Source organism: Haloplanus natans DSM 17983 (assembly GCF_000427685.1).
In the GTDB taxonomy this organism is placed as follows: domain Archaea; phylum Halobacteriota; class Halobacteria; order Halobacteriales; family Haloferacaceae; genus Haloplanus; species Haloplanus natans.
The window spans coordinates 43,532-68,180 of record NZ_KE386573.1; the positions used below are offsets into that span (position 1 = coordinate 43,532).

29 protein-coding genes and 2 tRNA genes are annotated in these 24,649 nt (G+C 67.3%); 23 read left to right on the forward strand and 8 right to left on the reverse strand.

From position 1 onward, the window contains the following. Nucleotides 1–43: 43 nt before the first annotated feature. Genes HALNA_RS02495 through HALNA_RS02505 form a run of 3 tightly spaced genes read left to right on the forward strand, consistent with a single transcriptional unit; the run spans nucleotide 44 to nucleotide 2,814 of the window. Complete coding sequence (locus HALNA_RS02495) at nucleotides 44–943, forward strand: acyltransferase (RefSeq protein WP_049934810.1); 900 nt, start codon at nucleotides 44–46, stop codon at nucleotides 941–943. Nucleotides 944–970: 27 nt separating this feature from the next. Beyond that, nucleotides 971–2,101 (forward strand): PQQ-dependent sugar dehydrogenase, encoded by a 1,131-nt coding sequence (locus HALNA_RS02500; RefSeq protein ID WP_049934812.1) that lies wholly within the window; start codon nucleotides 971–973, stop codon nucleotides 2,099–2,101. A gap of 5 nt (nucleotides 2,102–2,106) precedes the next feature. After that, a complete protein-coding gene (locus HALNA_RS02505) occupies nucleotides 2,107–2,814 on the forward strand; it encodes an Nmad3 family putative nucleotide modification protein (protein WP_049937931.1) in 708 nt (235 codons plus the stop codon). Here HALNA_RS02505 and HALNA_RS02510 read toward each other — a convergent pair. Both HALNA_RS02510 and HALNA_RS02515 read right to left on the reverse strand, forming a co-directional pair. Further along, entirely contained in the window at nucleotides 2,811–3,908 is a 1,098-nt protein-coding gene (locus tag HALNA_RS02510) for a peptidase (RefSeq protein ID WP_049934813.1), read from the reverse strand. The two genes, HALNA_RS02505 and HALNA_RS02510, sit on opposite strands and share 4 nt — an antisense overlap. Nucleotides 3,909–4,092: 184 nt before the next feature. Further along, nucleotides 4,093–4,163, reverse strand: a tRNA-Gly gene (locus HALNA_RS02515). 102 nt (nucleotides 4,164–4,265) lie between these two features. Between HALNA_RS02515 and HALNA_RS02520 the strand changes: the two genes are divergently transcribed. The 4 genes from HALNA_RS02520 to HALNA_RS02535 all read left to right on the forward strand — a co-directional run bounded on the left by HALNA_RS02520 (nucleotide 4,266) and on the right by HALNA_RS02535 (nucleotide 6,418). Then, entirely contained in the window at nucleotides 4,266–4,601 is a 336-nt protein-coding gene (locus tag HALNA_RS02520; RefSeq protein WP_049934814.1) for a hypothetical protein, read from the forward strand. 103 nt (nucleotides 4,602–4,704) lie between these two features. Beyond that, complete coding sequence (locus tag HALNA_RS02525; RefSeq protein ID WP_049934816.1) at nucleotides 4,705–5,562, forward strand: NAD+ synthase; 858 nt, start codon at nucleotides 4,705–4,707, stop codon at nucleotides 5,560–5,562. 75 nt (nucleotides 5,563–5,637) lie between these two features. Then, nucleotides 5,638–6,303 (forward strand): DUF7114 family protein, encoded by a 666-nt coding sequence (locus HALNA_RS02530; protein ID WP_049934817.1) that lies wholly within the window; start codon nucleotides 5,638–5,640, stop codon nucleotides 6,301–6,303. 43 nt (nucleotides 6,304–6,346) lie between these two features. Then, nucleotides 6,347–6,418, forward strand: a tRNA-Thr gene (locus HALNA_RS02535). A gap of 29 nt (nucleotides 6,419–6,447) precedes the next feature. On the opposite strand, the gene HALNA_RS02540 is transcribed toward HALNA_RS02535, so the two are convergent. Beyond that, nucleotides 6,448–6,960 carry a hypothetical protein gene (locus HALNA_RS02540; protein WP_049934819.1) on the reverse strand — a complete coding sequence of 171 codons (513 nt, stop codon included), beginning with the start codon at nucleotides 6,958–6,960 and terminating at the stop codon, nucleotides 6,448–6,450. Then, nucleotides 6,961–7,185, reverse strand: coding sequence for a UPF0175 family protein (locus tag HALNA_RS02545; RefSeq protein WP_049934821.1), 225 nt, complete (start codon nucleotides 7,183–7,185; stop codon nucleotides 6,961–6,963). A gap of 520 nt (nucleotides 7,186–7,705) precedes the next feature. On the opposite strand from HALNA_RS02545, the gene HALNA_RS02550 reads away from it, so the two are divergent. From HALNA_RS02550 to HALNA_RS02570, 5 genes are all read left to right on the forward strand, one after another. Next, on the forward strand, nucleotides 7,706–7,984 hold the full coding sequence (locus tag HALNA_RS02550) for a ribbon-helix-helix domain-containing protein (protein WP_049934823.1): 279 nt from the start codon (nucleotides 7,706–7,708) through the stop codon (nucleotides 7,982–7,984). Then, a complete protein-coding gene (locus HALNA_RS02555; protein WP_049934826.1) occupies nucleotides 7,977–8,261 on the forward strand; it encodes a type II toxin-antitoxin system RelE family toxin in 285 nt (94 codons plus the stop codon). The genes HALNA_RS02550 and HALNA_RS02555 overlap by 8 nt, the downstream gene beginning before the upstream one ends. A 1,035-nt stretch (nucleotides 8,262–9,296) precedes the next feature. Then, complete coding sequence (locus tag HALNA_RS02560; protein WP_169719002.1) at nucleotides 9,297–10,661, forward strand: surface glycoprotein; 1,365 nt, start codon at nucleotides 9,297–9,299, stop codon at nucleotides 10,659–10,661. Continuing rightward, complete coding sequence (gene csg, locus HALNA_RS02565) at nucleotides 10,658–12,418, forward strand: HVO_2072 family ArtA-dependent S-layer glycoprotein (protein WP_049934830.1); 1,761 nt, start codon at nucleotides 10,658–10,660, stop codon at nucleotides 12,416–12,418. The genes HALNA_RS02560 and csg overlap by 4 nt, the downstream gene beginning before the upstream one ends. A 273-nt stretch (nucleotides 12,419–12,691) precedes the next feature. Beyond that, nucleotides 12,692–12,934, forward strand: coding sequence for a hypothetical protein (locus HALNA_RS02570; protein ID WP_049934831.1), 243 nt, complete (start codon nucleotides 12,692–12,694; stop codon nucleotides 12,932–12,934). Nucleotides 12,935–12,980: 46 nt separating this feature from the next. Here the strand turns inward: HALNA_RS02570 and HALNA_RS02575 are convergent, their stop codons facing one another. Continuing rightward, a complete protein-coding gene (locus HALNA_RS02575) occupies nucleotides 12,981–13,817 on the reverse strand; it encodes a hypothetical protein (RefSeq protein WP_049934832.1) in 837 nt (278 codons plus the stop codon). A gap of 171 nt (nucleotides 13,818–13,988) precedes the next feature. Between HALNA_RS02575 and HALNA_RS02580 the strand changes: the two genes are divergently transcribed. The 3 genes from HALNA_RS02580 (at nucleotide 13,989) to HALNA_RS02590 (ending at nucleotide 15,978) form a co-directional block, all read left to right on the forward strand. After that, nucleotides 13,989–14,360 carry an Hsp20/alpha crystallin family protein gene (locus HALNA_RS02580; RefSeq protein WP_049934833.1) on the forward strand — a complete coding sequence of 124 codons (372 nt, stop codon included), beginning with the start codon at nucleotides 13,989–13,991 and terminating at the stop codon, nucleotides 14,358–14,360. A 111-nt stretch (nucleotides 14,361–14,471) separates the two neighbouring features. Further along, nucleotides 14,472–15,056, forward strand: coding sequence for a hypothetical protein (locus tag HALNA_RS02585; RefSeq protein WP_157573424.1), 585 nt, complete (start codon nucleotides 14,472–14,474; stop codon nucleotides 15,054–15,056). A 445-nt stretch (nucleotides 15,057–15,501) separates the two neighbouring features. Further along, nucleotides 15,502–15,978, forward strand: a complete 477-nt coding sequence (locus tag HALNA_RS02590; protein ID WP_049934836.1) for a DUF7384 family protein — start codon at nucleotides 15,502–15,504, stop codon at nucleotides 15,976–15,978. Nucleotides 15,979–16,028: 50 nt separating this feature from the next. On the opposite strand, the gene HALNA_RS02595 is transcribed toward HALNA_RS02590, so the two are convergent. Next, nucleotides 16,029–16,658: a non-canonical purine NTP pyrophosphatase gene (locus HALNA_RS02595; RefSeq protein WP_049934838.1), complete on the reverse strand. Its 630-nt coding sequence runs from the start codon at nucleotides 16,656–16,658 to the stop codon at nucleotides 16,029–16,031. 116 nt (nucleotides 16,659–16,774) lie between these two features. On the opposite strand from HALNA_RS02595, the gene HALNA_RS02600 reads away from it, so the two are divergent. The 7 genes from HALNA_RS02600 (at nucleotide 16,775) to HALNA_RS02630 (ending at nucleotide 21,697) form a co-directional block, all read left to right on the forward strand. Beyond that, nucleotides 16,775–18,007: a translation initiation factor IF-2 subunit gamma gene (locus HALNA_RS02600; protein ID WP_049934840.1), complete on the forward strand. Its 1,233-nt coding sequence runs from the start codon at nucleotides 16,775–16,777 to the stop codon at nucleotides 18,005–18,007. Between the two features lie 17 nt (nucleotides 18,008–18,024). Beyond that, a complete protein-coding gene (locus HALNA_RS02605; RefSeq protein ID WP_049934841.1) occupies nucleotides 18,025–18,390 on the forward strand; it encodes a PIN domain-containing protein in 366 nt (121 codons plus the stop codon). Nucleotide 18,391: 1 nt separating this feature from the next. Then, nucleotides 18,392–18,964 (forward strand): DNA-directed RNA polymerase, encoded by a 573-nt coding sequence (locus HALNA_RS02610; protein WP_049934842.1) that lies wholly within the window; start codon nucleotides 18,392–18,394, stop codon nucleotides 18,962–18,964. Beyond that, nucleotides 18,964–19,161: a transcription elongation factor subunit Spt4 gene (gene spt4, locus HALNA_RS02615; protein ID WP_049934843.1), complete on the forward strand. Its 198-nt coding sequence runs from the start codon at nucleotides 18,964–18,966 to the stop codon at nucleotides 19,159–19,161. The genes HALNA_RS02610 and spt4 overlap by 1 nt, the downstream gene beginning before the upstream one ends. A gap of 2 nt (nucleotides 19,162–19,163) precedes the next feature. Then, complete coding sequence (locus HALNA_RS02620; RefSeq protein WP_049934844.1) at nucleotides 19,164–19,691, forward strand: GTP-dependent dephospho-CoA kinase family protein; 528 nt, start codon at nucleotides 19,164–19,166, stop codon at nucleotides 19,689–19,691. Between the two features lie 77 nt (nucleotides 19,692–19,768). After that, a complete protein-coding gene (locus tag HALNA_RS02625) occupies nucleotides 19,769–20,095 on the forward strand; it encodes a 30S ribosomal protein S24e (protein ID WP_049934845.1) in 327 nt (108 codons plus the stop codon). A gap of 6 nt (nucleotides 20,096–20,101) precedes the next feature. Next, nucleotides 20,102–21,697 (forward strand): bifunctional N(6)-L-threonylcarbamoyladenine synthase/serine/threonine protein kinase, encoded by a 1,596-nt coding sequence (locus HALNA_RS02630; protein WP_049934846.1) that lies wholly within the window; start codon nucleotides 20,102–20,104, stop codon nucleotides 21,695–21,697. On the opposite strand, the gene HALNA_RS02635 is transcribed toward HALNA_RS02630, so the two are convergent. Next, the gene (locus HALNA_RS02635) at nucleotides 21,694–21,978 is read right to left on the reverse strand and encodes a hypothetical protein (RefSeq protein ID WP_084509869.1); all 285 of its coding nucleotides are present in this window, start codon (nucleotides 21,976–21,978) and stop codon (nucleotides 21,694–21,696) included. The genes HALNA_RS02630 and HALNA_RS02635 overlap by 4 nt on opposite strands. Nucleotides 21,979–22,126: 148 nt before the next feature. On the opposite strand from HALNA_RS02635, the gene HALNA_RS02640 reads away from it, so the two are divergent. Next, a complete protein-coding gene (locus HALNA_RS02640) occupies nucleotides 22,127–23,110 on the forward strand; it encodes an AAA family ATPase (RefSeq protein WP_049937932.1) in 984 nt (327 codons plus the stop codon). On the opposite strand, the gene HALNA_RS02645 is transcribed toward HALNA_RS02640, so the two are convergent. Beyond that, complete coding sequence (locus tag HALNA_RS02645) at nucleotides 23,107–24,624, reverse strand: hypothetical protein (RefSeq protein WP_049934847.1); 1,518 nt, start codon at nucleotides 24,622–24,624, stop codon at nucleotides 23,107–23,109. The genes HALNA_RS02640 and HALNA_RS02645 overlap by 4 nt on opposite strands. Nucleotides 24,625–24,649 lie beyond the last annotated feature (25 nt).

The window sequence follows — 24,649 nt, forward strand, 5'->3', positions numbered from 1 at the left end:
CACACCCGAACCCCTTTGAGTACCCGTTGCTTACCGGGGCTGCATGACGAAGCGACACGTCTCTCTCCCCGCCGATGCCGAGGACGGCGTCGGGGAGTTTATCGACTACGTCGACGAGCGACTCTCCTCCGACGAGGATACGTGCAGGGTAGTACGGGACGTACTGGTCGACCTGTTCGGGGACCGCGAGGCGTACGAACGGTGGCAGGACGGCGGCGACGTGTCCCCCGCCGAGCGCGTCCGCCTGCAGGGATACGACCCGTGTAACGCCACGCTCGAGAGCGAGTACTACGCGGAGAAAGACGAAGAGCAGTTCAGGGAGTCGAAGTACCTCCAGTGGCTCTGGCGCCAGTTCGACGCCACGCCGATGGCCGACAACGTCGAGTTCGCGCTCCGGTTCCGGCGGATGCTCGCCAACCACCTCTTCGCCGACTGCGGCGACGACTGTCGCTTCTTCAAGGGTATCACGTTCACCTACGGCCACAACATCGCCGTCGGCGACAATGTCGTCGTCCACGACGACGTCCACCTCGACGACCGGGGGCGACTGACGGTCGGCGACCGGGTCTCTATCTCCGACGGCGTCCACGTCTACAGCCACGACCACGACATCGTCGACCAGACCGAGGTGCGTAACTACCACACGATCATCGAGGACGACGCCCGCGTCACCTACGACTCGATGGTCAGCGCCGGCACGCGCGTCGGCCCGAACGCCGTCGTCGGCGCCCGGGCGGTCGTGCAAGGCGACGTACCGGCCCATCACATCGCAGTCGGGATGCCCGCCAAGAGCGTCCGCGTCAAACCCGGCTGGGACGAGGTGGCCGAACCGCTCGACGCCGGCGGCGAGAACCGCACGGAGGAGCGCCGCATCGACTACGACCTGCCCGACGACCTCGATGTCTTCGACGAGTTCGGCCGGAATCTCTCCCCCCCGAAGTAGTTTATCGCTCCAGTCCTACCGGCCGATATGGACCGACGACGCTACCTCGCGACCCTCGGGGCTACCGCGGTGCTCGGGGGCTGTGCCGAGCGGTCGGAGACGGGCAGTGGCTCGGCCGGGAGCGACGACACTGCCACCACCGACGGCGTCGCTACCGAAACTCTCGCTACCGGCCTGGAGATTCCGTGGGGCGTCGGCTACCGCGACGGCACCCTCTACCTCACCGAGCGGCCGGGGCGGATCGTCCGGCTGATCGACGGCTCGGTCGAACCCGTCGTCGAGTCCGTCGACGGCGTGCGCCACGTCGGCGAAGGGGGCCTGCTAGGGCTTGCTTTCCACCCCTCGGAGCCCTACGCCTACACCCACCAGACCTACGAGGCGGACGGCGGACTGGCCAACCGCCTCGTCCGTCACGATCTGACCGACGGCTGGGCGGCCGAACCGCTTCTCACGGGGATTCCGGGGGCACACATCCACGACGGCGGGCGCCTCCTCGTCCACGACGACGCCCTCTATATGACGTGTGGCGACGCGTCGGCCGCCCCGAGCGCCCAGGACTCCGACGTTCTCGCGGGCTCGGTGCTCCGCGTGACCCTCGACGGTGAGCCCCACCCCGACAACCCCTTCGACTCCCCCGTGTTCAGCTACGGCCACCGCAACCCCCAAGGGCTCGCCGTCCGCGACGGCCGACTCTACAGCACGGAACACGGCCCCTCCGTCGCGGACGAAATCAACGTCCTCCGGGCCGGCGAGAACTACGGCTGGCCCGAAGCCAGGGGGCCGAGCGACGACGACCGGTTCACCGACCCGCTCGCCCACTACTCCCCCACCATCGCGCCCGCGAGTGCGACGTTCTACGACGGCCCCATCGAGGCGTGGCGGGGGGATTTCTTCTTCGGGACGCTCAAGGCCGAACACGTCCGCCGGGTTCGGTTCGGGGGGAGCGAGTCGAGACGCGACTCGAACGGATCGGACGACGAGCCGCGAGGCCGCGACGCGGTGGTCGAACAGGAACGGCTCTTCGAGGGGGCGTACGGCCGGATTCGGACGGTGTTCACCGGCCCCGACGGCCACCTCCACGCCGTGACGAGCAACCGCGACGGTCGGGGGTCGCCCGTCGGAGCGGACGACCGCCTGCTCCGATTCACCCCAGCGTGAGCGACATGCCCCGAGCCATCGCCATCAACGTCGGCGCCAACACCACGCTCCCGGGGTTCCGTGGCCCCGTCACCCCGGACGGCCGGTTCGCGTACGTCCCGATTCCCGAACGCGAGCCGACGGGCGAGGCGGTGCCGACGTACGGTGATCTCTCCTTTCGGCTCCCCGTCGACACGAGCGACGTGGCCGACCGGCGGGTCCACCTCGACCCCGAGTTCGCGGGCGTCCACGGCTCGACGACCCACACCTACGGCGACGAACACGGCGTGAAGGCGGGGCCGCTCTCGACGCTCGATCCCGGCGACTCCCTCCTCTTTTACGCGACGCTGTCGCTCCGCGGCGACCCCGCCGGGGCGCCCGCGTTCCCGCCCGAGTGGGGCGCCTACCTGATCGGCGAGTTTCGGGTCGAACGCGCGGTGACGGGCGAGACGTACCGTGAACTCGACGACGCGGCACGGGCGCCGTTCACGAGCAACGCCCACCTCAAACGCGCGGCGTTCGACGCGAAGGTGCTGGTCGCCGGCGGCGAGGGCTCCCGCCTGCTGGATCGGGCGGTGCCGTTGAGTGCGCCCGATGCGGGCGCGACGGCCGGTCGCCTCGTCACCGAACTGTCGAGCGACTCGGGGAAGGGGCCGTGGTGGCGGCGGGTGCTTCGGTACGACGAGGGGGCGACGGCCGAACTCCGACGCGTCGTCGACGACGCCCAGCCTTAGCGCCCGCGCAAGCGGTCGATCCGGTCTCCGAGGGCGACGTTCACCGACAGCGGATTCGGCACGCGCCGCCGCGTCGGTTCCAGCGCGTGCACCTCGGCGTAGCGCTCGAACGCGTCGGCGACGGCGTCGTTCCCGACGGTTCCTGCCGCCACGTCGTCGGCCGCCCGGACGCCGCGTCGGGCGAGCCAGAATCCGACGAGGACGACGCCGACGGCGCTCCCGAGTAGCGGCCACCGTGGCCCCCATCCGGCCACCGCCGCGACGAGCGGTATCGCCGCGAGGGTGGCGCTGCCGGCCCGCCGGACGAGGAGGCGCGTTCGGACGCGGCCGGCCTGCACCGCGAGCAGGGCCGCCGCCGTCTCGTCGTCGAACCGGTCGAGGAACGTGGTCGTGACGAACAGCCGGCGGTAGCCCGGCGGGCCGCGGACGTAGGCGGCCGCCGTCTCCTCGTCGTCGGTGTCGAGGACGAGCGTGTCCCGGACGTCGAGTCCCGCCCGGTTCCGGAGCGTCGCCAGTCGGTCCCGAACCGACTCGTCCGGCGAGGTGGTCGAGCGAAGCGCGGCGACGATCCACGGCGAAGCGCCGACCCCGACGAGAAGCAGGACGGCGACGACGATAGTCAGTCCGAGCGGCGACACGCCCGACCCGACTCGAAGCGGGAGCATGACCACGGCGACGGCGACGCTCACCCCGACGACGTATCGCGCCATCCGGGCGACCGCCGTGGTCGTCGAGAGATCGATGTCGCGGACGGCCCGCACGCCGCGGATCGTGGCCGCGTATGCCGCCAGCCACACGACGCCGGCGCCGAGCAGCCCCGTCGCGTCCGCGACCAGCGAGCCGAGTGGGCCGGCCGTGCCGACCGTCGCCGCAACGGCGCTCCCGAACTCGAGGAGGGCGAGGACGCCGTACGACAGCAGCGCGAACGGCACGAGAACGCCGAGATACAGGAGTCGATACTTGCCGACGGGGTTCGATAGGCGGCGCGCGACGGCGCTTCCGAGCGCACCGAGACCGACGCCGCCGACGACGAGGACGACGAGAAACGCCAGCGGCGGGCCGAGTGAGGGCGGAGCGGACTGGAGGGGGACCATGGGCACGGTACGAGCGTGGTCGCACAAAAATCGTGTGTGACTGCGCCATTCGGGACGTGGGAGGGCAAACGACCACAGGGAGTGCGCCGTCCGGGAATCGAACCACGGTCGTTCCGCTCGCGTTCGCTCGCTTCACTTCCTGATTCGATTCCGTGGCGATTTCGCCTCACTTCGGTCGCAGAAATGCGCCGTCCGGGAATTGAACCCGGGCTAGTGGCTTGGGAAGCCACTGTCCTACCACTGGACCAACGGCGCGCGTCGGCCATCCGGACAATGGCCGATGAGTCGTATAAATACATCGGATGCGGGAGCGTGGGCACCGCTACTGATATGTGAGCTGATATTTCACTGGGCGGTATGGAGCTCCGACGATGGACGCCGTTCACCTTCCTCGTCCCCGATCAGTACGTCGATAACGACGCCCGGTGGCGGACGTTCGACTTCGAGAGGTGGTCGCGGTCGACCTACGAGTGGACCGCCGACGGCGACCCCTTGCACGTCGACGCCGTCGACTTCTACGACTCCGGGGTCTGGGTGACCCACGCCGGCGGCCGCGACTTCTTCCCGTACGAGCGCGTGCTCCGCATCCGGGAGGAGGCCACGGGCGGCGAGGCGGAGACGGCGGGCGAGCGACGCGACGCGGCCAGCGGGACGACCGGCGCCGTCGACGAGACGACACTCGACGTGGAGTGACGAACTGTCCGTCCGGTCGATTTCGGGATCGCTGTTCGGACGCACGTCCACCGCATTCCGTGAATGGGAGAGTATTTCAAACCGGCACCCGTACACCGAGTCGATGAGCGACGAATCCGTCATTCTGGAGGAGTCGGCCCCGCTCGACCTCCGCCTCTCGGAGGCGGAACTGGCGGCGACGCGCGACCATATCACCGCGTTCGTCGCGGATGTCGTCGACCGTGCCGGCGCCGACGGGGCCGTCCTCGGCCTCTCCGGCGGTATCGACAGCACGCTGACGGCGTTTCTCGCGGTCGAGGCCCTCGGTGCCGACCGCCTCCACGGTCTCGTGATGCCCAGCGAGGTGAACGCCGCGGACAACATGAGCGACGCCGAACGCGTCGCCCGCGATCTCGGCATCGAGTACGATGTCATCGACATCGAGCCCATCTTCGACGCCTTCGTCGACGCCTTCCCGGAGCAGGGGACAGGGGAGCGAATCGACACCGACCCGCTCCGGACGGCCGCGGGGAACGTCCGCGTTCGGGTTCGGGCTGTCCTCAACTACTTCGTCGCCAACGCGGAAAACCGGGTCGTCCTCGGGACGGGCAACCGGAGCGAGGCGCTCACGGGCTACTTCACGAAATACGGCGATCAGGCGGTCGACTGCAACCCCATCGGCAATCTCTACAAACAGCAGGTACGGCAGATGGCTGCCCACGTCGGCGTCGACGACGATCTGGTGACGAAGACGCCGTCGGCCGAGATGTGGACCGGCCAGACCGACGAGGCGGAGATGGGGCTCGGCTACGACACGCTCGATGCCATCCTCGCGTTACACATCGACGGCCCGCTCTCGAAGTCCGGGACGGTTCGGCATCTCGACGTGACCCCCGATCAGGTCGACCGCGTCGTCGATCTGTACGAACGGAGCGCGCACAAACGCGAGATGCCACCCGCGCCCGATCCGATTCACCTGTAAGGCTCCCGTCGTGCCGTCGGCGCCTCGGACACCGTTTCCAAAGGTCTTTGGCTCTCCCAGTGCTACCGCTTTGTAATGGACAACGCCGTACGGGCCCGGCGTGCCGCCCGCGACGCGCTCGCCGACATCGAACCCGAACGGCTCCGCGAAGTGCTTCGCGACCGTCTCGCGGACGCCTCGATGGCGCCCAGCGTCCTGACGTTGCTGAGCGCCCGCGCGCTCGACCCGGCGGTCGATACCGCTCCCCTCGCCGAACGCGCCGCTGGCGTCCAACTCATCTACGAGGGGCTTCGACTCACCCGGACGCTCGCCCACGATGAACCCTGGGCCGACGGTGAGAGCGAGGCCGCTCGGCAGGCCGATCTCGACATCCTCGCTGCCGACGTGTTCGTCTCCCGGGGGTTCTACCTCCTCGCGCGCACGGAGACGGCCGACCGCGCCGTCGAAGTGGTTCGGGCGTTCGGCCGGGACCAGACCCGGCGCCACGGAACCGGTGCCGACGCCGACCACGCGGCCCTGGATCGCAATCTCGAAGCCGACGTGTTCGCTCTCGCCGTCGCCGCCGGAACGACCGGCGTCGGCGTCACGCCCGGGTCGGACCTCCTCGAATACGCCGCCGGCCTCGCCAGGGAGTTCGACGGCGACCTTCCGCCCCCCGACGCCGCGCTCCCGGACGCGACTGCCGACCGTATCCTCACGCTCGCCGACGGCGACGCCGCGCCCTCGGCCGCCGACCCGTAAATCGAAACGCCTAAAGACGGCTCCGGCCAACCGGAATACGCGCGCCTGGGTAGCTTAGCGGTAAAGCGCGTCCTTGGTAAGGACGAGACCCCGGGTTCAAATCCCGGCCTAGGCTTGCGCCCGCGGCGCAGACTGCCCTCGTTTCTACTGCCCGTCGTCGAGTAACTCTGTCACGCTCTCGACCGGCGCGTAGTACCCTCGGCGTTTGCGCCACCTATCGAGCCACTCGTCAGCCGTTTTGCTGTCGATCCGCTCGCGTTCGATACCGAGCACGAGCAGTCCGATCGATCCCGTGACGGGAAGATCTCTGCTCTCGGCGACCCGGCGAGCGGCCAGGTCGTCCGTCGCCACCGTTCCGCCGTGGGAGAGTACTCCCAGTATCGATTCCGCTTCACCGGCATCGAGTCGGTCGCGGATCTCCGAATCGTCCGCTTCGGACGGTACCTCTCGAATCGGTAGCGACTCACCGATCGCATCGACTGCGACGCCGAGATACTCGTATCCGGCACGCTCTCCGCGTTCGATCTCTTCGCGAACGGCAGGCACGACGACTGGCGATTCGAGCAACGTCGAGAGAAATCCGATTCCGTCCGTGCTGGCGAAGTTGCTGACGACGGTCGTGTCGAGAAACACCGGTTGCGGATGCCCTTCCGCCATTTACTCGCCGAGGTTCCGAGCGGTGTCGATTTCCGCTTCCAGCTGGTCGTCCGTTCGTGGCCCGTACAGTGACTCGAAGCCGGCGTCCCGAAGTACTTCCTCGAACTCCCAGCGGGTCATCCCCGCCGCTTCGGCGGCCTTCCCGAGGGATATCTCGCCGAGGACGTACTGACCGACGGCAGTCGCCAACTCGTCGGTGGGTTCGGAACTGGTGGACGATGCCATTACATCTCTATGTCGGGCCTCTCGACGTAAGAATGTTCCCTCGGGAGCGTTGGAGCCGAGACTGGACTTCGAGCGGCCATCTTCTCACTTGGTGTAGTCTGCTAAACAGCCGCGTGTAACCGCCAGCGCGGTGACGAGAGTCCCGGGTTCAAATCCTGGCCTAGGCTCTTTCTGCCGTACACTCCTTGTACGCACACTTTAACGGCCACACACCTCTGAACGAAACCCGTTCAAGATTGACTCCTCTCGCTAAACGGGGCATCCCTCGCCGTAATGCGATTCGATGATGTGTCAGGACACACAGACTAATTCATAGACAGCGGCGGGATAGACCCGAAATCGACCGAGGCGCGTCCCCTCAGGGACACCACGGATTTCGCTAATCCACACTCACAGGACGGACGATGAACCGTAGTCAGGAATGTGATAGAATGGCCTCGATGCGGCCATCCACGACGGTTACGTGGCGAGTGGGATTCCGGCGAAACGACTATTGGTAAGACCAGCGTATTACGTCTATATGTCCGAAGCGGATACAAACGACGGCGGGGACGACATCGCCACGGTGAATTTCAAACTCACCGAATCGTTCCTCGAACAGATAGACGATACGTGGCAGGGGCGCGGGTTCAACAGTCGGAGCGAGTTCATCCGGTACACGCTTCGGGACGCTGTCGAGTTCCCGACGTTCGACCGCGACGAACTCGTCGCCCTGCTCGAAGCCGAGGAGGACATCCGCGAGGGACGGACGACGAGCGCAGAGGAGGCCCGCGAGCGGTTCGGCACGAGCGATGAGTGACGACGGGTGGACGTGGGAACTCTCCTCGACAGCCGAAGACGACCTCGACGGACTCTCCCCCGCCGACCAAGACCGGATACTGGACAAGCTCGATGAAATCGTCTCCTCACCGTGGCGCGACCCGCCGGACTACGGGGAACCGCTCCAGAACAGTCCCTACAAGAAGATACGAATCGGGGAGTTCCGGCTCTCCGTGACCTTCCGCCCGAACGACGGGCGGCTGGTCGTCGCACGCATCAAGCGTCGTAGCGGCGCGTACACCGCTGACGACGACTAGTACTCTCGATGGTGAGACGCGAGAGAGATACGTCGAATTCGCTCCGGTCGTAATCGGTCAGTAGCCGCCTCACCGCGGCTGGTTGCTTTTTCCCTCCTCGGTGTGTGGAGCGTTTGAGAGATACTGGAGATTTATTTGTGTATGCGGGAAGTTGCTAGCGTGAAGTGATTCATTCTCCAGCTGCTAAGCGATAGAAGACGTATATCAGGGCGGTCAGAACCAGAAAAGCGACGAACACATCCGCCCAATTGATCATATAAGGGAATGGGCCACCGGGATGTGCTTGTAGCATCATACACGCGTAATTATTCATCGAATATCAACCATCTACCAATTCTCTCAGAGGGCTCAGCTACCGGAACTACGCATCCAAAATAAAATGTAATTCGACCAAACCACCGCACCGGCAATTGCCACCAAGATAGCGATTCCGAGGAGAGTCATTTCGGCGGAGGTGTTCGGGTTGTGGGCCGTGCCAGTACGGCCCCCGGCCGGGATAGTGGGCTTCATCTACCTCCGCGCGGAGTGCGTATCCGTACCCCGGACTCGGCATCACAACCGACGAGCGCCGGTACAATCAACGTTTTGCCGGCTGTCGGCTTCATCCCACGACTGAACTCGTGGGCTTTCGCCTCGAAACTCCGTAACCGCCGGAGCGGCGACGGGAGACCCGGCGTTCCAAATCCCGGCCTAGGCTCTTTCTGCTGGACAGTCCTCATACCAATTAGTGTAACTGTTCACCGGTGGGTCGCCAGGACGGGTCGGCGACCCACCGGTAATGACTTACACTAAACCGTATCACACACAAGCGTCGCTTCGTGCGCATCCCGGACACCCGCCACCGGGCGGACCGCCTGTTCGATTCCACCCTCCAACGACACGCTTCGGACCGTACCGGGATACTCGTATCCAGCACGCTCGCGGTGTCGGCGCCCACGGCAAACCTCAATCAAAATTAAGTTGACGCAGTGACAAGAGCTACACATGGCGTAGACAGTATATCTGAGCTCTAGAACGTCTGTTTTCGCGCCGCACGTGATTTGCTATCACGCTGATACCAGAAAACATTTAATACAGGATGGGTATGTTTCGACTACCCCTACCGGTGGCTGGCGCGACGCCGGACCACAAATTCGACACGAAAGAGGGTCGACCTCGGGACTGTCACTGCAGACAACAACGAAAAACATGACAGACTATAATAAGAAAGTCCGCGCAGTCATCCTGGCCGCGCTCATGGTGTTCAGCGTCTTCGCTGGCACCGTGGCGCTGTCTGGGAGTGCTGCGGCAGCAGCCGGTACTCCAGTGCTCCAAAACGAGAGCCTGAGTCCGACTAGTGTTGCACAAACCACTGTGACACACGATGTATCGTTCGATGTGGATAATTACTCGGCAACTGGCGACAGTACGACCGAAATCAGTATCAGTGCCGGTTCATTTGCTGATGCCGATCTCGAAGTCACAGACGTAGACAACACTACTACCCTTTCCGGGAAAGCTGTTTCAACTGCGTCTGGATCTTCGATTGACATCACAACTAATGGGAAACAAAATGTTTCCATTAGCGGGACCGTCACTATCGACTGGAGTGGAACCACTTCGGGAGATAAAACTGTCAATATCAACGCTTACGACGGTTCAGCAACCGCCACTGGGACTGTTGACGCCAACACACCTGTCACCGTCACCGTCTCCTCCAGCACCACCCGGTCCAACCCGGGCGCTGGTGACGCGGACAGTCAGGTCTACAACGGATCGACCGTCTTCCAGGGTGAGGAAGACATCACGTTCGTCGATTCCAGCGGGAATCAGCTCGACTCCCTGACCGGCACCAGCGGTGATGCCGAGGGGCAGACGCTCACGATCCCGATCGACGACGACCAGGCGACCGGCCAGTACGACGAGAACGGTCCCGACCAGTTCCAGGACAGCGTCTACGGCGTGACGGTCCTGCAGCCCCAGATCGAGGACCTCGAAATCCTCAACACGAACGGCGAGGACATCGCTGGCGGCTCCGTCCGCGAGGGCGAGGGTGGCGCTAGCGGTCCCAACACCGGAACCGGTTCCGGTGACCTCGACGTCGTGGCCGACTACAACTACGAGGAGTCCGAGAACATCGAACTGACCGTCGAGGACGACACCGGCCTCGACGTGACCGGCGACGCGCTCACCCAGAACGGTGGCCCCGCGGTCAAGGGCGCCAACACCGACGGTGAGGACGTCACCTGGAACCTCGACCTGACCGACCTCGGGACGGGGACCTACACGGTCACCGTCGCTGGGAGCGACGACCTCGACTTCGGGTCGGCGACCGAGTCGACGACAATCACCGTCACCGGTGACGACGACATCACCAACGACCTCGACATGGAAACGGCCACGCGCGGGGTGAGGACGTGACCTTCACGCTCCGTGGGTCGGACGCTGGTGACAACCACTACGTGGTCATCGACGCCGAAGACTTCCGTGACACCAACAGCAACCTCGACTCGGCGCGCATCTTCCGCCAGGTCGGTGACACGAACGATGTCGGCCTGATCAACGCTTCCAACAGCGTGCTCACCCGGACGGAGATCAGCAACGGTGACACCGTCGGCACCGTGGAGTACGCCTACGCCAACGTCACCATCGACGACGACACGGGCGTCGGTGTCGGTCAGATCGAGACGCAGTACCTCGATACGACCGACGTCGATGTCGACCTCCACGCGTCGGGCACGACTCCGACGCAGATCGTCAACGGGCAGGAGCCCGAAGACGACCCGACGCTCACCGTCGAAGAAGGTGAGGTCTCCCTCGAGACTCCGGACAACACCTACGTGGTCGGCAGTGAAGTGACCATCAATGGTTCCGCGAGTCAGGGCATCGACGATGTCTCGCTCTACATCCGGCGCCAGGGCGACTACCAGCTTCTGGACGTCGACGGTACCGAAACCGGTAACGACGGTGCCAGCAGCGGTCCGGTCGACGGGTCGATCAGCGTCGACGCTGACGACACGTTCGAAGTCGAAGACGTCATCCTCTCGGAGGGTGACGGCGGAGGTAACGAGATCCTCTCGCTGCCCGGCAGCTACCGCATCGGCGTGATCGACACGGCCGACGCGGGTGGTACGGGTAACCCCGACTCGTCGCTCAACGTCTCGGCGTTCAACACGGGGACGAGCAGTCAGAAGTCCCTCCGTGTGGTCGACACCGAACTGAGCGCAACCGTCCAGACGGTCGGTGGCCAGGTGGCCATCGAGGACGACGAAGTGAACGTCACCGGGACGGCTCTGGGTAACCAGAACGTCGACGTGATCTTCGTCGGCGAGCGTGGGAACGCGAACTACGAGTCCATCTCGGTGGACGACGACAACACGTTCGAGGAAGACGAACTCAGCGTCTCCGGCGGTCAGGGCCTCCAAGAGGGTCAGGTCAGCGTGCACGTCCTGATCCCGGGCCGTGACGGCGACTACGGTGACGGTAACTTCCCGACCGGTGTCAACGATCTCCAAGACTTCGCCGAGAACGAACTCGACGGTGCGGGCCTGACGGGTGACCAGATCCGTGCGCGCATCCTCGATCAGACGACCGAGGAAGTCGCGAGCGACGACCGGATGGTGACCCAGCAGTTCCGCTACGCTGACGCGCAGACGACGATCCAGAACGTCTACCCCGAAGGCGCCGAGGCCTCGGGTGTCAACCCGATCGCCGTCGACGACACGATGGTCGTCGAGGGCAGTACGAACCTCGTGCCGGACGACAACGCGATCACCGTGGAGCTGCTGACCCAGGAGGGTGACTCCGTCGCCCTGACCACTACGGACAGTTGGTCGATGGACGGAACCTACCAGGTCTCGCTGGCACTCGAGGACGTGCAGACGGGCACGTACACGCTCGAGTCCGACGACAGCTACAACACGGACACCGAGACCGTGGAGATCGTCCAGAACCGCCAGACTGCGACGCCGGAACCGACGGCGACGCCGGAGCCGACTCCGACGGAGACGCCGGAGCCGACGCCGGAGCCGACGCCGGAACCGACGCCGGAGCCGACGCCGACGGCAACGGCAACGGCCACCGACACGACTAGCGGTGGCGGTCCCGGCTTCGGTGCCATCGTTGCAGTCATCGCGCTCATCGCGGCTGCGCTGCTGGCCGCCCGGCGCGACAACTAAGATAACCACGACTGACCGCCGAAAGCGGTCACCCGGTGCGGATTCTTTTATCGGCGCCACCCGGTCAGCGACGGCTGTTTCGACACGAAACGGGGGTCGCTGTCACCGTCTTGAGTCGCTGCTGCGACGGCGGACAGCACGGGCGTCCTCCACGTCCGAGTCCGACAATGTTGACACGCCCGTGAGCCGTTCGCTGATGCGACGACGGCTTCCTTGGACGTAGCCGCCGGATGCTCCGTCCGAGCCTCCCGCCTTGGAGCCGGCTCCGGAGCGATGACGCGGGCACGACTCGTCGCCGGCTTCGACGGGGAAACGGCGAATCGAGCGATAACGGGTGTAGATCCGCTCGTCGGCGCTCACGGCAGCGTTCCGGGGAACGAGATTCACATGGGTGAGACGCGGACGACGGTCGCCGTTCTCGGAACGGACCTCTACGGGCCCCGAGAACTCGACGATCCGCGAGGTGTTCGTCGACGCCGCTGGGCGGCCCCGCGCCCCGCCGACGGGTCGTCGTAACTGGGTATCGGCCGTCGTTGTCCCGTGGAACTGATTACAACGCGTGTCACGCGGTCCAGATGACCTTCACGTCGCCGTTCGAGAGCGACGCCTCCCACCAGCAGGTGAGGTCGCTCGCCTGCGTCCCCGTGGGGACGGCGTAGACGAGGTCACCGCGCCGAATCGTCCGTTCGTCGAGTTCGGTTCCTTCGTACGGATCGTCGCTCACGGCTTGGAACTGTGGACGGCGCTCGCCGTTGACTTCCAGAACGAACGTCGACGCTGCTGGCGTGTCCTGTGGCTCCTGCAGACGGTTTCGGACCTCGAGGCGCATGACTGCCCACTTCTCACCGTCGGGCGCGGCGGTCGACGTCCCGTTCGTCGCGGTCGATGCTGCCGTTTCGAACGATCCGCCGAGGAGGCTGAAACGGAGTCCAGTCGGGACGTTGTACGAGTCGCCGAAGCCGAGCGTCCTCGGCGTGACCTGGGTCGACCACTGCTCGTCGAACGCCACGATACGAAAACGGATCGGGTCGAGATACCGGGGCACGAACCGGGCGCTTTGCCACTCCCTCGTCTCGCCGGCGGGCACCGATACCGAAAGCTCGCCGGCAGTCCGCCACTCCGCGTCGCCGATTTTGATTCGAATCGGCGACGTGAACGTCCCGTCGGCCGACCCGACGTTTCGAACGGTGACGGTGAACGACTCGGGAACGTTCAGCTGGACGGAGTCGGGCGCCTGCACTCCGACGAACTCGAACGCCGCCGAACCACGCCCGCCGTTCGTGCTCGTCGACGGAGTGGGCGTCGGCGTGGCGGTTGGATCGGTCTCCGACCCGTCGTTGCCCGCGCAGCCACCGACCACGGTGGCTCCGAGCGTCCCGAGGAAGGCGCGGCGTTGCATACGCCGTGCGTTGTGGTGACGACTACAAATTCCGTTCGATGTCGACGGTGACTCCCATCCGCCACCAGCGCCCGTCGCCAGATGGGTCCGGTACCGAACGGTGCCGCCCCGAAAACAAAAATTTTTTATAGAACCGCGAACAAGGATCGGATGGAATCGAGGTGATCAGCAATGGCTCTGCAACCGAGCCCGTCCAGTTCGTGGATGAGTGGTCTCGATTTCCCGAACCGACTCTTCGAGATGGGATCGGACGACTACGAACTGTACGAGGAGGACGACGAGTTCGTCCTGAGCGTCGAGATGCCGGGGTTCGATCCCCAGGACATCCAAGTGACCTGGGACGACGGGGTCCTCAATATCGCCGGCGAACACGCCGACGAGTCGCGGAACCAACGGCGGACGTATCACCGCCGGTTCCGGTTCCCGAAGACCATCGACGACGATGACATCTCGGCCCGATATCGTAACGGTATCCTCGAAATCCGGCTGCCGGTTCTGGAGGGGGCCGCCACGCAGGGGACCACGATCGACATCCAGCAGTAACCGGCGCCGATCTCCGGTCTTCCGATCGGTGTCGCGCGGTCACCGCCGTCCGTGAACGGCGCGGTGAGACGGTTTCAAGTCGACGGGCTGAGAACGACCGGACGATACGTCGTGTCGTCGGTTCCCGAATCGCTGTGGCGCGAAGCCTGGCCGCTGGGAGCCGCGACCGTGCCGATCTTCGAGGGCACGGCCGCCGCCCTCGTGTCGAGCGCGGCCGGTCTCGTCGCCTGCGGGGCGTTCGTCCACCTGTCCGGCGGCCTCGTCGCTCGGCGTGACATGGCCGGCGGACAGCCGGTGTCGCCGACGACGCTCGCCCGCGCCGTCCGTGCCGCGATACACCTCCTCGCGTCGCCGCTTCTGGTCGGGGCGTGGAGCCTCGCCGTCGCTGCGGGCGCCCTCGTCCTCGCTCCCGATCTCGACGCCGTCGCCACGGCGCTGGCGGCGCTCGCGATCGCCGTTGCCGTCCGGGCGGCCGCGTACTACAGCGAGGACTTCTCCCGGACGCTGGCGACGATGCTCCCGTTCTCGTTGCTCGGTCTCGCCGTTCTGGACGGCGTAGTGACGCGCTCGCCGGCGACCGCCGCCGACGTGGTCGTGCGCCTGCTCGCCCACTGGCCAGTGGCCGTCTACGGGCCGTCGGCGCTGTTGCTCGTCGAGGCGATACTCGGAACGATCGACGTCGTGCGCCGTCGGTGACGCGTTTCTCGCACCCCGGCTCGGTACCCGGCCCCGCGAGCGTGTAGGGAGCTCCGGCTACCCGTCGCCGAAGACGGCGCCGTGGGGGAACGGCGCCGAGCACCGAGGTGCCAGTGGGGTGTGCCGGGCGCGCGGGTGGGGAGGATGGGAACTGAAGCCGGTGGTGCGCGCCCAGTGGTATGCTGTCCATGCCCGATTATAAATATGCGTCAGACAGGGGTCTGCCGTCACGCGATACGGGGCGGGCAAGGCTCTTTAGGCGGCCCCGCTCACACCCGACTATGACTTGGGCCGACCTCTTCGCGCGCGCGGACCGCTACGACCGGACCGAGGAGGACGTGACCGACACGCTCCGCCGGCACCGCGCGGACGACGATGACGACTAACGTAACTGCCGTATCCGCGTCCCCATGCGCCACCGGAACGGGACGACGGAGCCCCGATCGTGACCGATAGCGACCCCTCACCCGCCCGCGTCGTCGCCGACGCCGACGTTCTCGCGGCGGACCTCCTCGTCGGCGGCCCTGCCCGCGCGGCACTGGATCACGTCCGCGAGCACTCGTGGGTCACGCTCGTCGCCAGCGACCCCCTCCTCGACGACGCCGTGGCCGTCGTCGAGACCCTCGGCGACGCCGACCTGGCGCGGGACTGGCGCACCCGGATCGAGCGGGCGTGTGAACTGGTGTCCCATCCCGCCGAGGACCATCCGGCGCTCGCGAGCGCCTACCGCGGCGGCGCGATGCACCTGCTGACCCTCGACGACTCGCTGCTGTCGGCGTCGGCGGGCGCCGCCCTCCGGGGACGCGTCGAGACCAGCCCTCGCCATCCGCGCGCGTTCGCGACGCTGTTCGACGCCGCGAGCCTCCATCGCGAGGTGGTGGGCAGCGAGTATCCCGGGCCGGACCGAGACCCACGTGGGTAGGCGTCGAACACGGGAGCGCCGTGCGAGCCGTGTCGAGTCGGGTCGCGGCGCTACCGCGTCGCGTACCACTCCGCGAACTTCCCGAGCGCGCGGCCGCGATGGGAGACGGCGTTCTTTTTGACCGGTCCCATCTCCGCGAACGTCGTCCCCTCGTGTTCGAACACCGGATCGTAGCCGAACCCGGCGTCGCCACGCGGGTTGACGAGGCGCCCGCGGACGACGCCCTCGAAGAGTTTGACGGGGAGTGTGGCGTCGTCGTCGTCCTCGTCGACGGCCGCGGCGGCGGCCCGGTCGCCCCGGTCGATGGGGTCGGGGCTGGCGTCGAAGGAGTCGCCGTCACAGTAGGCGAGCACGCAGCGGAAGGCGGCGCGTGCCGGGTCGGGATCGGCAACATCGCGGGCGAGCGCGCTCACCCGTTCGATGCCCAGTTTCTCCTCGGCGTACGCGGTGTACGGCCCGGGGAAGCCGTCGAGACCGTCGACGAACAGGCCGGCGTCGTCGACGAGAACGGGTTCGCCGGCGTGGCGGTAGGCCTCGCGGGCGCCGCGGGCGGCGATCGGGTCGAGCGTCGGCGCCTGAATCTCGGTGTAGTCGAAATCGAGCTGTGAGACCGAGCCGTCGGCGAGATACTCCTCGGCCTCGCGCACCTTCCCGGCGTTGGTCGTGACGTAGCGAAGCATAGCGGGCGTGGGGCCGGTCGGGGCAAAGAGGCGTCGGTACCGGTCCCCGCTCTGTGCGTCGGCAAACAGCAAGTTTATCACCGCCAGGGGGCGAAAATCCTCCAAGATTACTCTCAATGGCGACGGAAACACACCAGCAACCGGAGGTGAACATCGGCCTCGTCGGCCACGTCGATCACGGAAAGACGACGCTGGTCCAGGCTCTCAGTGGGTCGTGGACCGACCAGCACTCCGAGGAGATGAAACGCGGTATCTCCATCCGACTCGGGTACGCGGACGCGACCTTCCGCAAGTGCCCCGGCGTCGAGGAACCGGAGGCGTTCACCGTCGACGAGACCTGCCCCGACGGCTCCGAGAGCGACGTACTCCGGACGGTCTCCTTTGTCGACGCGCCGGGTCACGAGACACTGATGGCGACGATGCTCTCCGGGGCCGCGCTCATGGACGGCGCGGTGCTGGTCGTGAGCGCGACCGAGGGGGTCCCGCAGGCCCAGACCGAAGAACACCTGATGGCACTCGACATCATCGGCGTCGAGAACATCGTCATCGCCCAGAACAAGATCGACCTCGTCGACCGTGACCAGGCGGTCCGGAACTACGAGGGGATCGAGGAGTTCGTCGAGGGCACCGTCGCCGAGGACGCGCCGATCGTCCCCATCAGCGCCCAACAGGAGGTGAACATGGACCTCCTCATCGCCGCCATCGAGGAAGAGATTCCGACGCCGAAGCGCGACGAGGGCGAGGCGGCCCGGATGTTCGCCGCCCGCAGTTTCGACATCAACCGCCCGGGGACGACCTGGCAGGATCTCAACGGCGGCGTCGTCGGCGGGAGTCTCGTCGACGGCACGCTGGAGGTCGGCGACGAACTCGAACTCCGTCCCGGCCGCGAGGTCGAGGAGGGTGGCCAGACCGAGTGGCGCCCGATCACGACCGAGGTGCGATCGCTCCAGGCCGGCGGCCGGTCGGTCGAGGTGGCCAGCCCCGGCGGGTTGCTCGGCGTCGGCACCGGTCTCGATCCGTCGCTCACGAAAGGCGACGCGCTGGCGGGGCAGGTCGCCGGCGACCCCGGGACGCTCCCGCCGACCTACGAGTCCTTCGAGATGGACGTGGAACTCCTCGACCGCGTCGTCGGTGAGGAAGAAGAAGAGATCGAGGAGATTTCGACGGGTGAGCCGCTGATGCTCACTGTCGGTACCGCGACGACGGTCGGTGCGGTGACCAGCGCGCGCGCCGGCGAGTGCGAAGTATCGCTCAAACGCCCGGTCTGTGCGGAGTCGGGCGACCAGATAGCCATCAACCGCCGTGTCGGCGCGCGCTGGCGACTCATCGGTATCGGCACGCTCAAGTGACAGAACCACCCGTCGCAATGGACACCAGCGCGCTCATGATGCCGGTCGAATGCGACGTGCGGCTGTTCGACGAACTCGACCGCCTCCTCGGCGACTGCGAGTTCGTGACGCCGGCCGCCGTGATCGCCGAACTGGAGTCCCTGGCGACGGGTGCGGGTGCTGAGGCCACCGCAGCGAGCGTGGGCCGGGACCTCGCCGAGCGATGCCGTGTGGTTGAGACCGACGCGTCGTACGCCGACGACGCCCTCGTCGAACTCGCCGAGGGCGGCGAGTGTGCGTGCGTCGTGACGAACGACCGTCCCCTTCGGGACCGACTGCTCGAACGCGGCGTTCGGGTAATCGGTTTAAGGGGTCGGAACACACTGAACATAACACAACCTTAGCATGTACAAACGGGTACGACTCAAGGACACGGTCGAAGTGCCGCCCAGGCACCTCGCCGACGTGACGCCCGAGCGGGTGAAGCGCCTGCTCCAAGACAAGCTCGAAGGACGGATGGACGAGGAGGTGGGGAGCGTCGTGAGTGTCATCGAAGTCCACGACATCGGTGACGGCGCGGTGTTGCCCAACCGACCCGGCGTCTACTACGAGGCCGATTTCGACGCCATCACCTTCGATCCACAGATGCAGGAGGTCGTCGACGGGACGGTCGTCGAAGTCGTGGAGTTCGGTGCCTTCGTCGGGATCGGTCCCGTCGACGGCCTGCTCCACGTCTCTCAGATCTCCGATGAATATCTCGCCTACGATGGCGAGAACCAGCAGCTCGCCTCGACGCAGACGAACCGGACCCTCGGCGTCGGCGACGAGATTCGGGTGCGCATCGTCACCAAGAGCGTCGACGAGCGCAACCCCCGTGACAGCAAGATCGGGTTGACGGCCAAACAGCCCGGGCTTGGCAAGCACGGCTGGCTCGAAGAGGAACGCCAGAAACGCGAGGCGCAGATGGAGGGTAACTGATGGCCGAGGACCGCCTCGCCTGCCGTGAGTGTCACTTCATCAACGATCCCGACACGCAGACGTGTGCGAACTGCGGATCGTCGAGCCTCACGGAGGACTGGGCGGGCTACGTCATCATCACCCACCCCGAACGCTCGGCGGTCGCCGAGGAGATGAACGTCTCCGCGCCGGGCGGCTACGCACTCAAGGTCCGCTGACCGTGCTGGAACTCCCCGACGACCTGCGGGGAGCCTTCAAAGACCCGCTGGGTCCCGTCTTCACCGATCCGGAGACGCTTCTGGCGGCCGACGACGCCGGCACCCCGCTCGTCGCCGTCGGCGACGTGGTCACGGCCCACCTCCGCGACGCCGGTCACCCGCCAGACGTGGCGGTGATCGACGGGAAGACCGAGCGCCACGCCGTCGACGACTCCATCGGACGCTCGCTTCCCCACCCCGACATCGAGGTGACGAACCCGCCGGCCACTCTCTCCCGCGCGCTTCTCGATGCGCTCGTCGAGGCGCTTGCCCGTGACGCCCCGACGACTATCGGCGTCGACGGCGAGGAGGATCTGGCGGCGCTGCCGGCCATCCTCGCGACGCCACTCGGCGGCTGTGTCGTCTACGGCCAGCCCGGCGAGGGAATGGTGCTCGTGCCCGTGACCGCCGAAACGCGAACGCTCGCTCGCGACTTGCTCTCGCGGATGGCCGGCGACGTCGATGCCGCGCTCGCCGGTCTCGACGGCTGATCGGCCGCTGTGAACGCCTCGCCGACCGCTTCGTAATCCTTTTGTCCAGTTCGGGACCACGTATGGGTAACTGAACGATGGATATCGACATCATCGAGGAAGACGAGAACCCCATGTTGCATCGAACGGACGTGCGTTTCGAGATCACTCACGAGGAGGCGACGCCCTCGCGCCTCTCCGTCCGCGACAGCCTCGCGGCCAAGCTGAACAAGGACTCCGCCGAAGTGGTCGTTCACAAACTCGACACGAAGTTCGGGATGCGAAAGACCGTCGGCTACGCCAAAGTGTACGAAAGCCCGGACCACGCCCGCGACGTGGAACAGGAGCATATGCTCGACCGGAACAAGATCAGTCCGGACGGCGAGGACGCCGACGAGGCCGACGCGGAAGCCGAAGAAGCGTAACGCTGGATGCGCATTCTCGGCATCGAGGGCACCGCGTGGGCGGCAAGTGCCGCCGTCTTCGACTACGACCCCGACGACCCCGCGCCCCTCGACGCCGACCCACCGGTTATCGAAACCGACGCCTACCAGCCACGTAGCGGCGGCATTCACCCGCGCGAGGCCGCCGAACACATGGGCGAGGCCATCCCCACGGTGATCGAATCGGCGCTCGACGCCGCCGACGGCCCCATCGACGCCGTCGCCTTCTCTCGTGGACCGGGACTCGGCCCCTGCCTGCGTATCGTCGGCACCGCCGCCCGCGCCCTCGCGGGCAGCCTCGACGTACCCCTGATCGGCGTCAACCACATGGTCGCCCACCTCGAAATCGGGCGATACGGCGCCGGGTTCGACGCCCCCGTCTGTCTGAACGCCAGTGGCGCCAACGCCCACCTGCTTGGCTACCACGGCGGCCGATACCGCGTCCTCGGCGAGACGATGGACACCGGCGTGGGCAACGCCATCGACAAGTTCACGCGACACGTCGGCTGGTCACACCCGGGCGGCCCAAAAGTCGAGGCGTCCGCCGAGGACGGCGAGTACGTCGACCTCCCCTACGTCGTCAAGGGGATGGACTTCTCGTTTTCGGGGCTCATGAGCGCCGCCAAGGACGCCTACGACAGTGACACGCCCGTCGAGGACGTGTGCTTTGCGCTACAGGAGACGATTTTCGCCATGCTGACCGAGGTGGCCGAACGCGCCCTGTCGCTCACGGGGGCGGACGAACTCGTCCTCGGCGGCGGTGTCGGGCAAAACGAGCGCCTGCGGGAGATGCTGGCGACGATGTGTGCCGACCGCGGCGCGCGGTTTTACGCGCCCGACCCCCGCTACCTCCGCGACAACGCGGGCATGATCGCCGTCCTCGGCGCGAAGATGCTCGCCGCAGGCGACACCGTCGCTATCGAGGAGTCGGCGGTCGATCCGAACTTCCGCCCCGATCAGGTCGACGTGACGTGGCGGGCCGATGAGGGGTCCGTCGCCGTCGCCCCCACGGAGACGCCCGAACGACGCGGCGCGGAGGCGGTCGTCACCGTGGCCGACGACCGCGTGACAAAGCGCCGGATTCCGAAGCCGTACCGCCACCCCGAACTCGATGCTCGCCTGCGTCGGGAGCGGACGGTCGCCGAGGCCCGCCTCACCAGCGACGCGCGCCGGGTGGGCGTACCGACGCCAGTCGTCCGCGACGTGGACGTAGCCGAGGCGACGCTCACGTTCGACCCGGTGGGCGACCGTGACCTCGGCGCCGCGCTCACCCCCAACCGCGCCCGGACCGTCGGCGAACACCTCGCCCGCCTCCACCGGGCGGGCATCGTCCACGGCGACCCCACGGTTCGGAACGTCCGGGTCGGGGGGCGCATCTACCTCATCGACTTCGGCCTCGGCTACCACAGCGGCCACGTCGAGGATCACGCGATGGACTGTCACGTCTTCGGCGGGAGCGTCCGCGGGACGGCCACCGACGTGGACGCGACGCTCGCGGCGTTCGAGGCGGGCTACGCCGACACCGGCGACGACGCGGTACTGGGTCGCTTACGGAAGATAGAGGAGCGGGGCCGGTACACCTAGCAGTCCGCACGCGGCCTGAACAGCGCCGTCCACGCCGACCAGTAGTCGCCGACGGCGTCGACGTAGCGTCGGAGCGGTCCCTCGGGAGTGGGTTCGCGGACACGTCGGTCGTCGACGACGCTCCGGCAGTCCGGACAGCGAAGCCGCTGCCGTTCGCCGACGGTCCGGACGGTCCAGTCGCCGTCGACCGGACTGGCGTGGCCGCAGTCCTGACAGAACAGGGTCGCCTTGTGGTCGCTCGTGTCGGCGCCCGACGGCGACGAAACGTGGGTCGAACTCATCGGTTCAACTACGAGCCTGAGTCGGATAATGTTGGCGGCAGACGGTCTGAATCGGTAGATAATGATGAATACGGGTTGGCGAGTCGCACCCGAACCACCCCGAAGACCTATGTACGAACGCCCCCTGGCCGACGGCGTGACCGAACCGATGGACGTCGAGACGGCGGCGGGCGTCTGTAGCGACATCGTCGACCGGGTGGGCGAAGCCGTCATCGCCGATCGAACCTTTCTGGAGACGGTGTTGACCGGCCTGCTCGCCCGTGGGCACGTCCTCGTCGAGGACGTTCCCGGTACCGGCAAGACGCTGACCGCCATCGCGTTCGCGGACGCCCTCGGCCTGGAGTTCAACCGCATCCAGTTCACGCCGGACCTCCTCCCGAGCGACATCACGGGCACGCACGTCTACGACGAACACGAGGGAACCTTCCGCTTCCAGCGCGGCCCCGTGTTCGCGAACGTCGTCCTCGCCGACGAAATCAACCGCGCGCCGCCGAAGACCCAGTCCGCCCTGCTGGAGGCGATGGACGAAGGGCAGGTAAGCGCCGACGGCGAAACGTTCTCGCTCCCCGACCCGTTTTTCGTCATCGCGACACAGAACCCCGTCGAACAGGAGGGCACCTTCCGCCTGCCCGAAGCCCAGCGCGACCGGTTCGTCGTCGAAGTCTCGATGGGGTATCCGGATCGTGACGGCGAACTCGAACTCCTCGAACGGCGGAGCAACCGGACGACGACGAAACCCCGCGTCGACTCCGTCTTCGACTCCGGAGCCGCGAGCGACCGGCCCAGCGCCGACCGCGTACGCACCCTCCGACAGGTGCCCGAGACGGTGACCGTCGAACGCGGGGTGTGCGAGTATCTCGTCGACCTGGCGCGGGCGACCCGCGAGGACGACCGGGTGGCGGTGGGCGTCTCCCCCCGTGGCATCCAGCGGTTCTACGAGGCGGCCCGCGCCCACGCGGTCGTCGCCGGCCGGTCGTACGTCGCGCCCGACGACGTGAAGGCCATCGCGTCCGCGGTGTTGACCCACCGGCTCGTGCTCACCTCCGAGGCGTCCATCCGCGACGTGGACCCTTCGACTATCGTCTCGGCCGTCTTGGATAGCGTGGCCGTGCCAGCGGCGACGGCGGACTAAGCCCGCAGGACACCTAGCAGGATCACCGCCGCCGCGACGGCGGCCACCGCGCCGAGTAGCGCGCCGTCCGGGAGCGCCACCGCACCGACGAGGCCGAGCGACACCCACGCCACGCCGACGCCGACGGCAGCGACGGCGACGCTCCCGACGACGTGGACGGCTTCGATGCTCGTCGCCGACCGCGGGCCGAGATCCGCCCGCGCCGCCACGCCCCGGTCGCTCACGTCCCACGCGACGACCCCGAGGCCGACGAGGACGAACGTCGCCAGCGCGGGCGCTGCCCCGAGGCCGAGGACGACCGCACACGCCGCCAGCCCCGTTCCGGCGAGGGCGCCGCCGCTCCCCCGAGTCGGCACGAGGTCGACGGCCAGAAGGACGACGAATGCAGTCAGCGCGGCGATCAGCGCCCCCAGCGCGCCGACGACGACGCCGAGCACGAGTCCCGTCGGCGAGAGCGCGTCGAGCAACCCGACCGCGACGGGCCGCACCGCCGACGGTAGCCCGTCCACGACGCCCCGGACGGCATCCTCCGTGCCGACGGCGACGACGACGACACCGACTCCGCCGACCGTCGCGGGCAGTATCCGGCCGAGCGCAGCCGCCGTGTCCCCCGCGGCGGCCTGCAGGAGGCGTCCGGCGAGCGCGAGCGTCGCCGCAGCGGCTGCCAACGAGAGGAGGACGACCCGCGGCCCCGTCGACGCCACGAACGCGGCCACCGCCACGACCGGGAGCGCCTCGCGGACGACCGGGAGCGCCGTCGGGAGGCTCGCGCTCGCGGCCACCACGCCGTATTTCACCGCCACACGGCAGTCGGCGTCGAGGCGGTCGACTACCTGTCCGACCGCCTCGCGTCGCGCCCGCGGCGCCAGTTCGACCACCGGCAGGACCGACAGCGCCCACCGGCCGGCGAGCGCCGCGGCGACGACGAGGCCGAAAAACGACACCAGCGACATCGTCGGCCCACCCGGCGACAGCACGGGGTCGAGAAGCGCACCCGGCGCGAACGCCGGCGTTGAAAGCCCGTCGAGCGCGTCGAATCGGGCGACCAACACGGCGCCGAAAGCCAGTCCGATCACCGTCGCCGTCACGATGGCGGAGCGATACACCTGCCGGAGCGCCACCTCACCGATCCCGTCCCCGAGCGTCCCGGTCGCGCCGAAGGCCGCCACGCCGGCACCGACCGCCAGGGCGACTGCGGGGAGTACCGCCGCGAACTCGCCGCCGAGAAGTCCGTCCAGACCTCCACGCTCCGCGGCGACGCGGACGACGCCCGCGACACCGACGAGGGCGACGACGGGCGTCAGCGCCGAACCGACGGCCGTGGCCGCCGGGCCGTCGTGGGCGCGACAGAGCGTCGCGACCCCCAGCCCGACGCCCGCCGCTGCCGTCGCCGCGACGCCCGCCGCCGCCCCACCCGTCACGCCCGCGACGATCAAGCCGACGCCGACGGCGAGTGCCACCGTCAGGCTCGCCGGTCGGGACGCGCCGGCGCCGAGAGACGAGTCGTGGCTCACGGCTGTCCCCCCGCCCGGAGCGCCC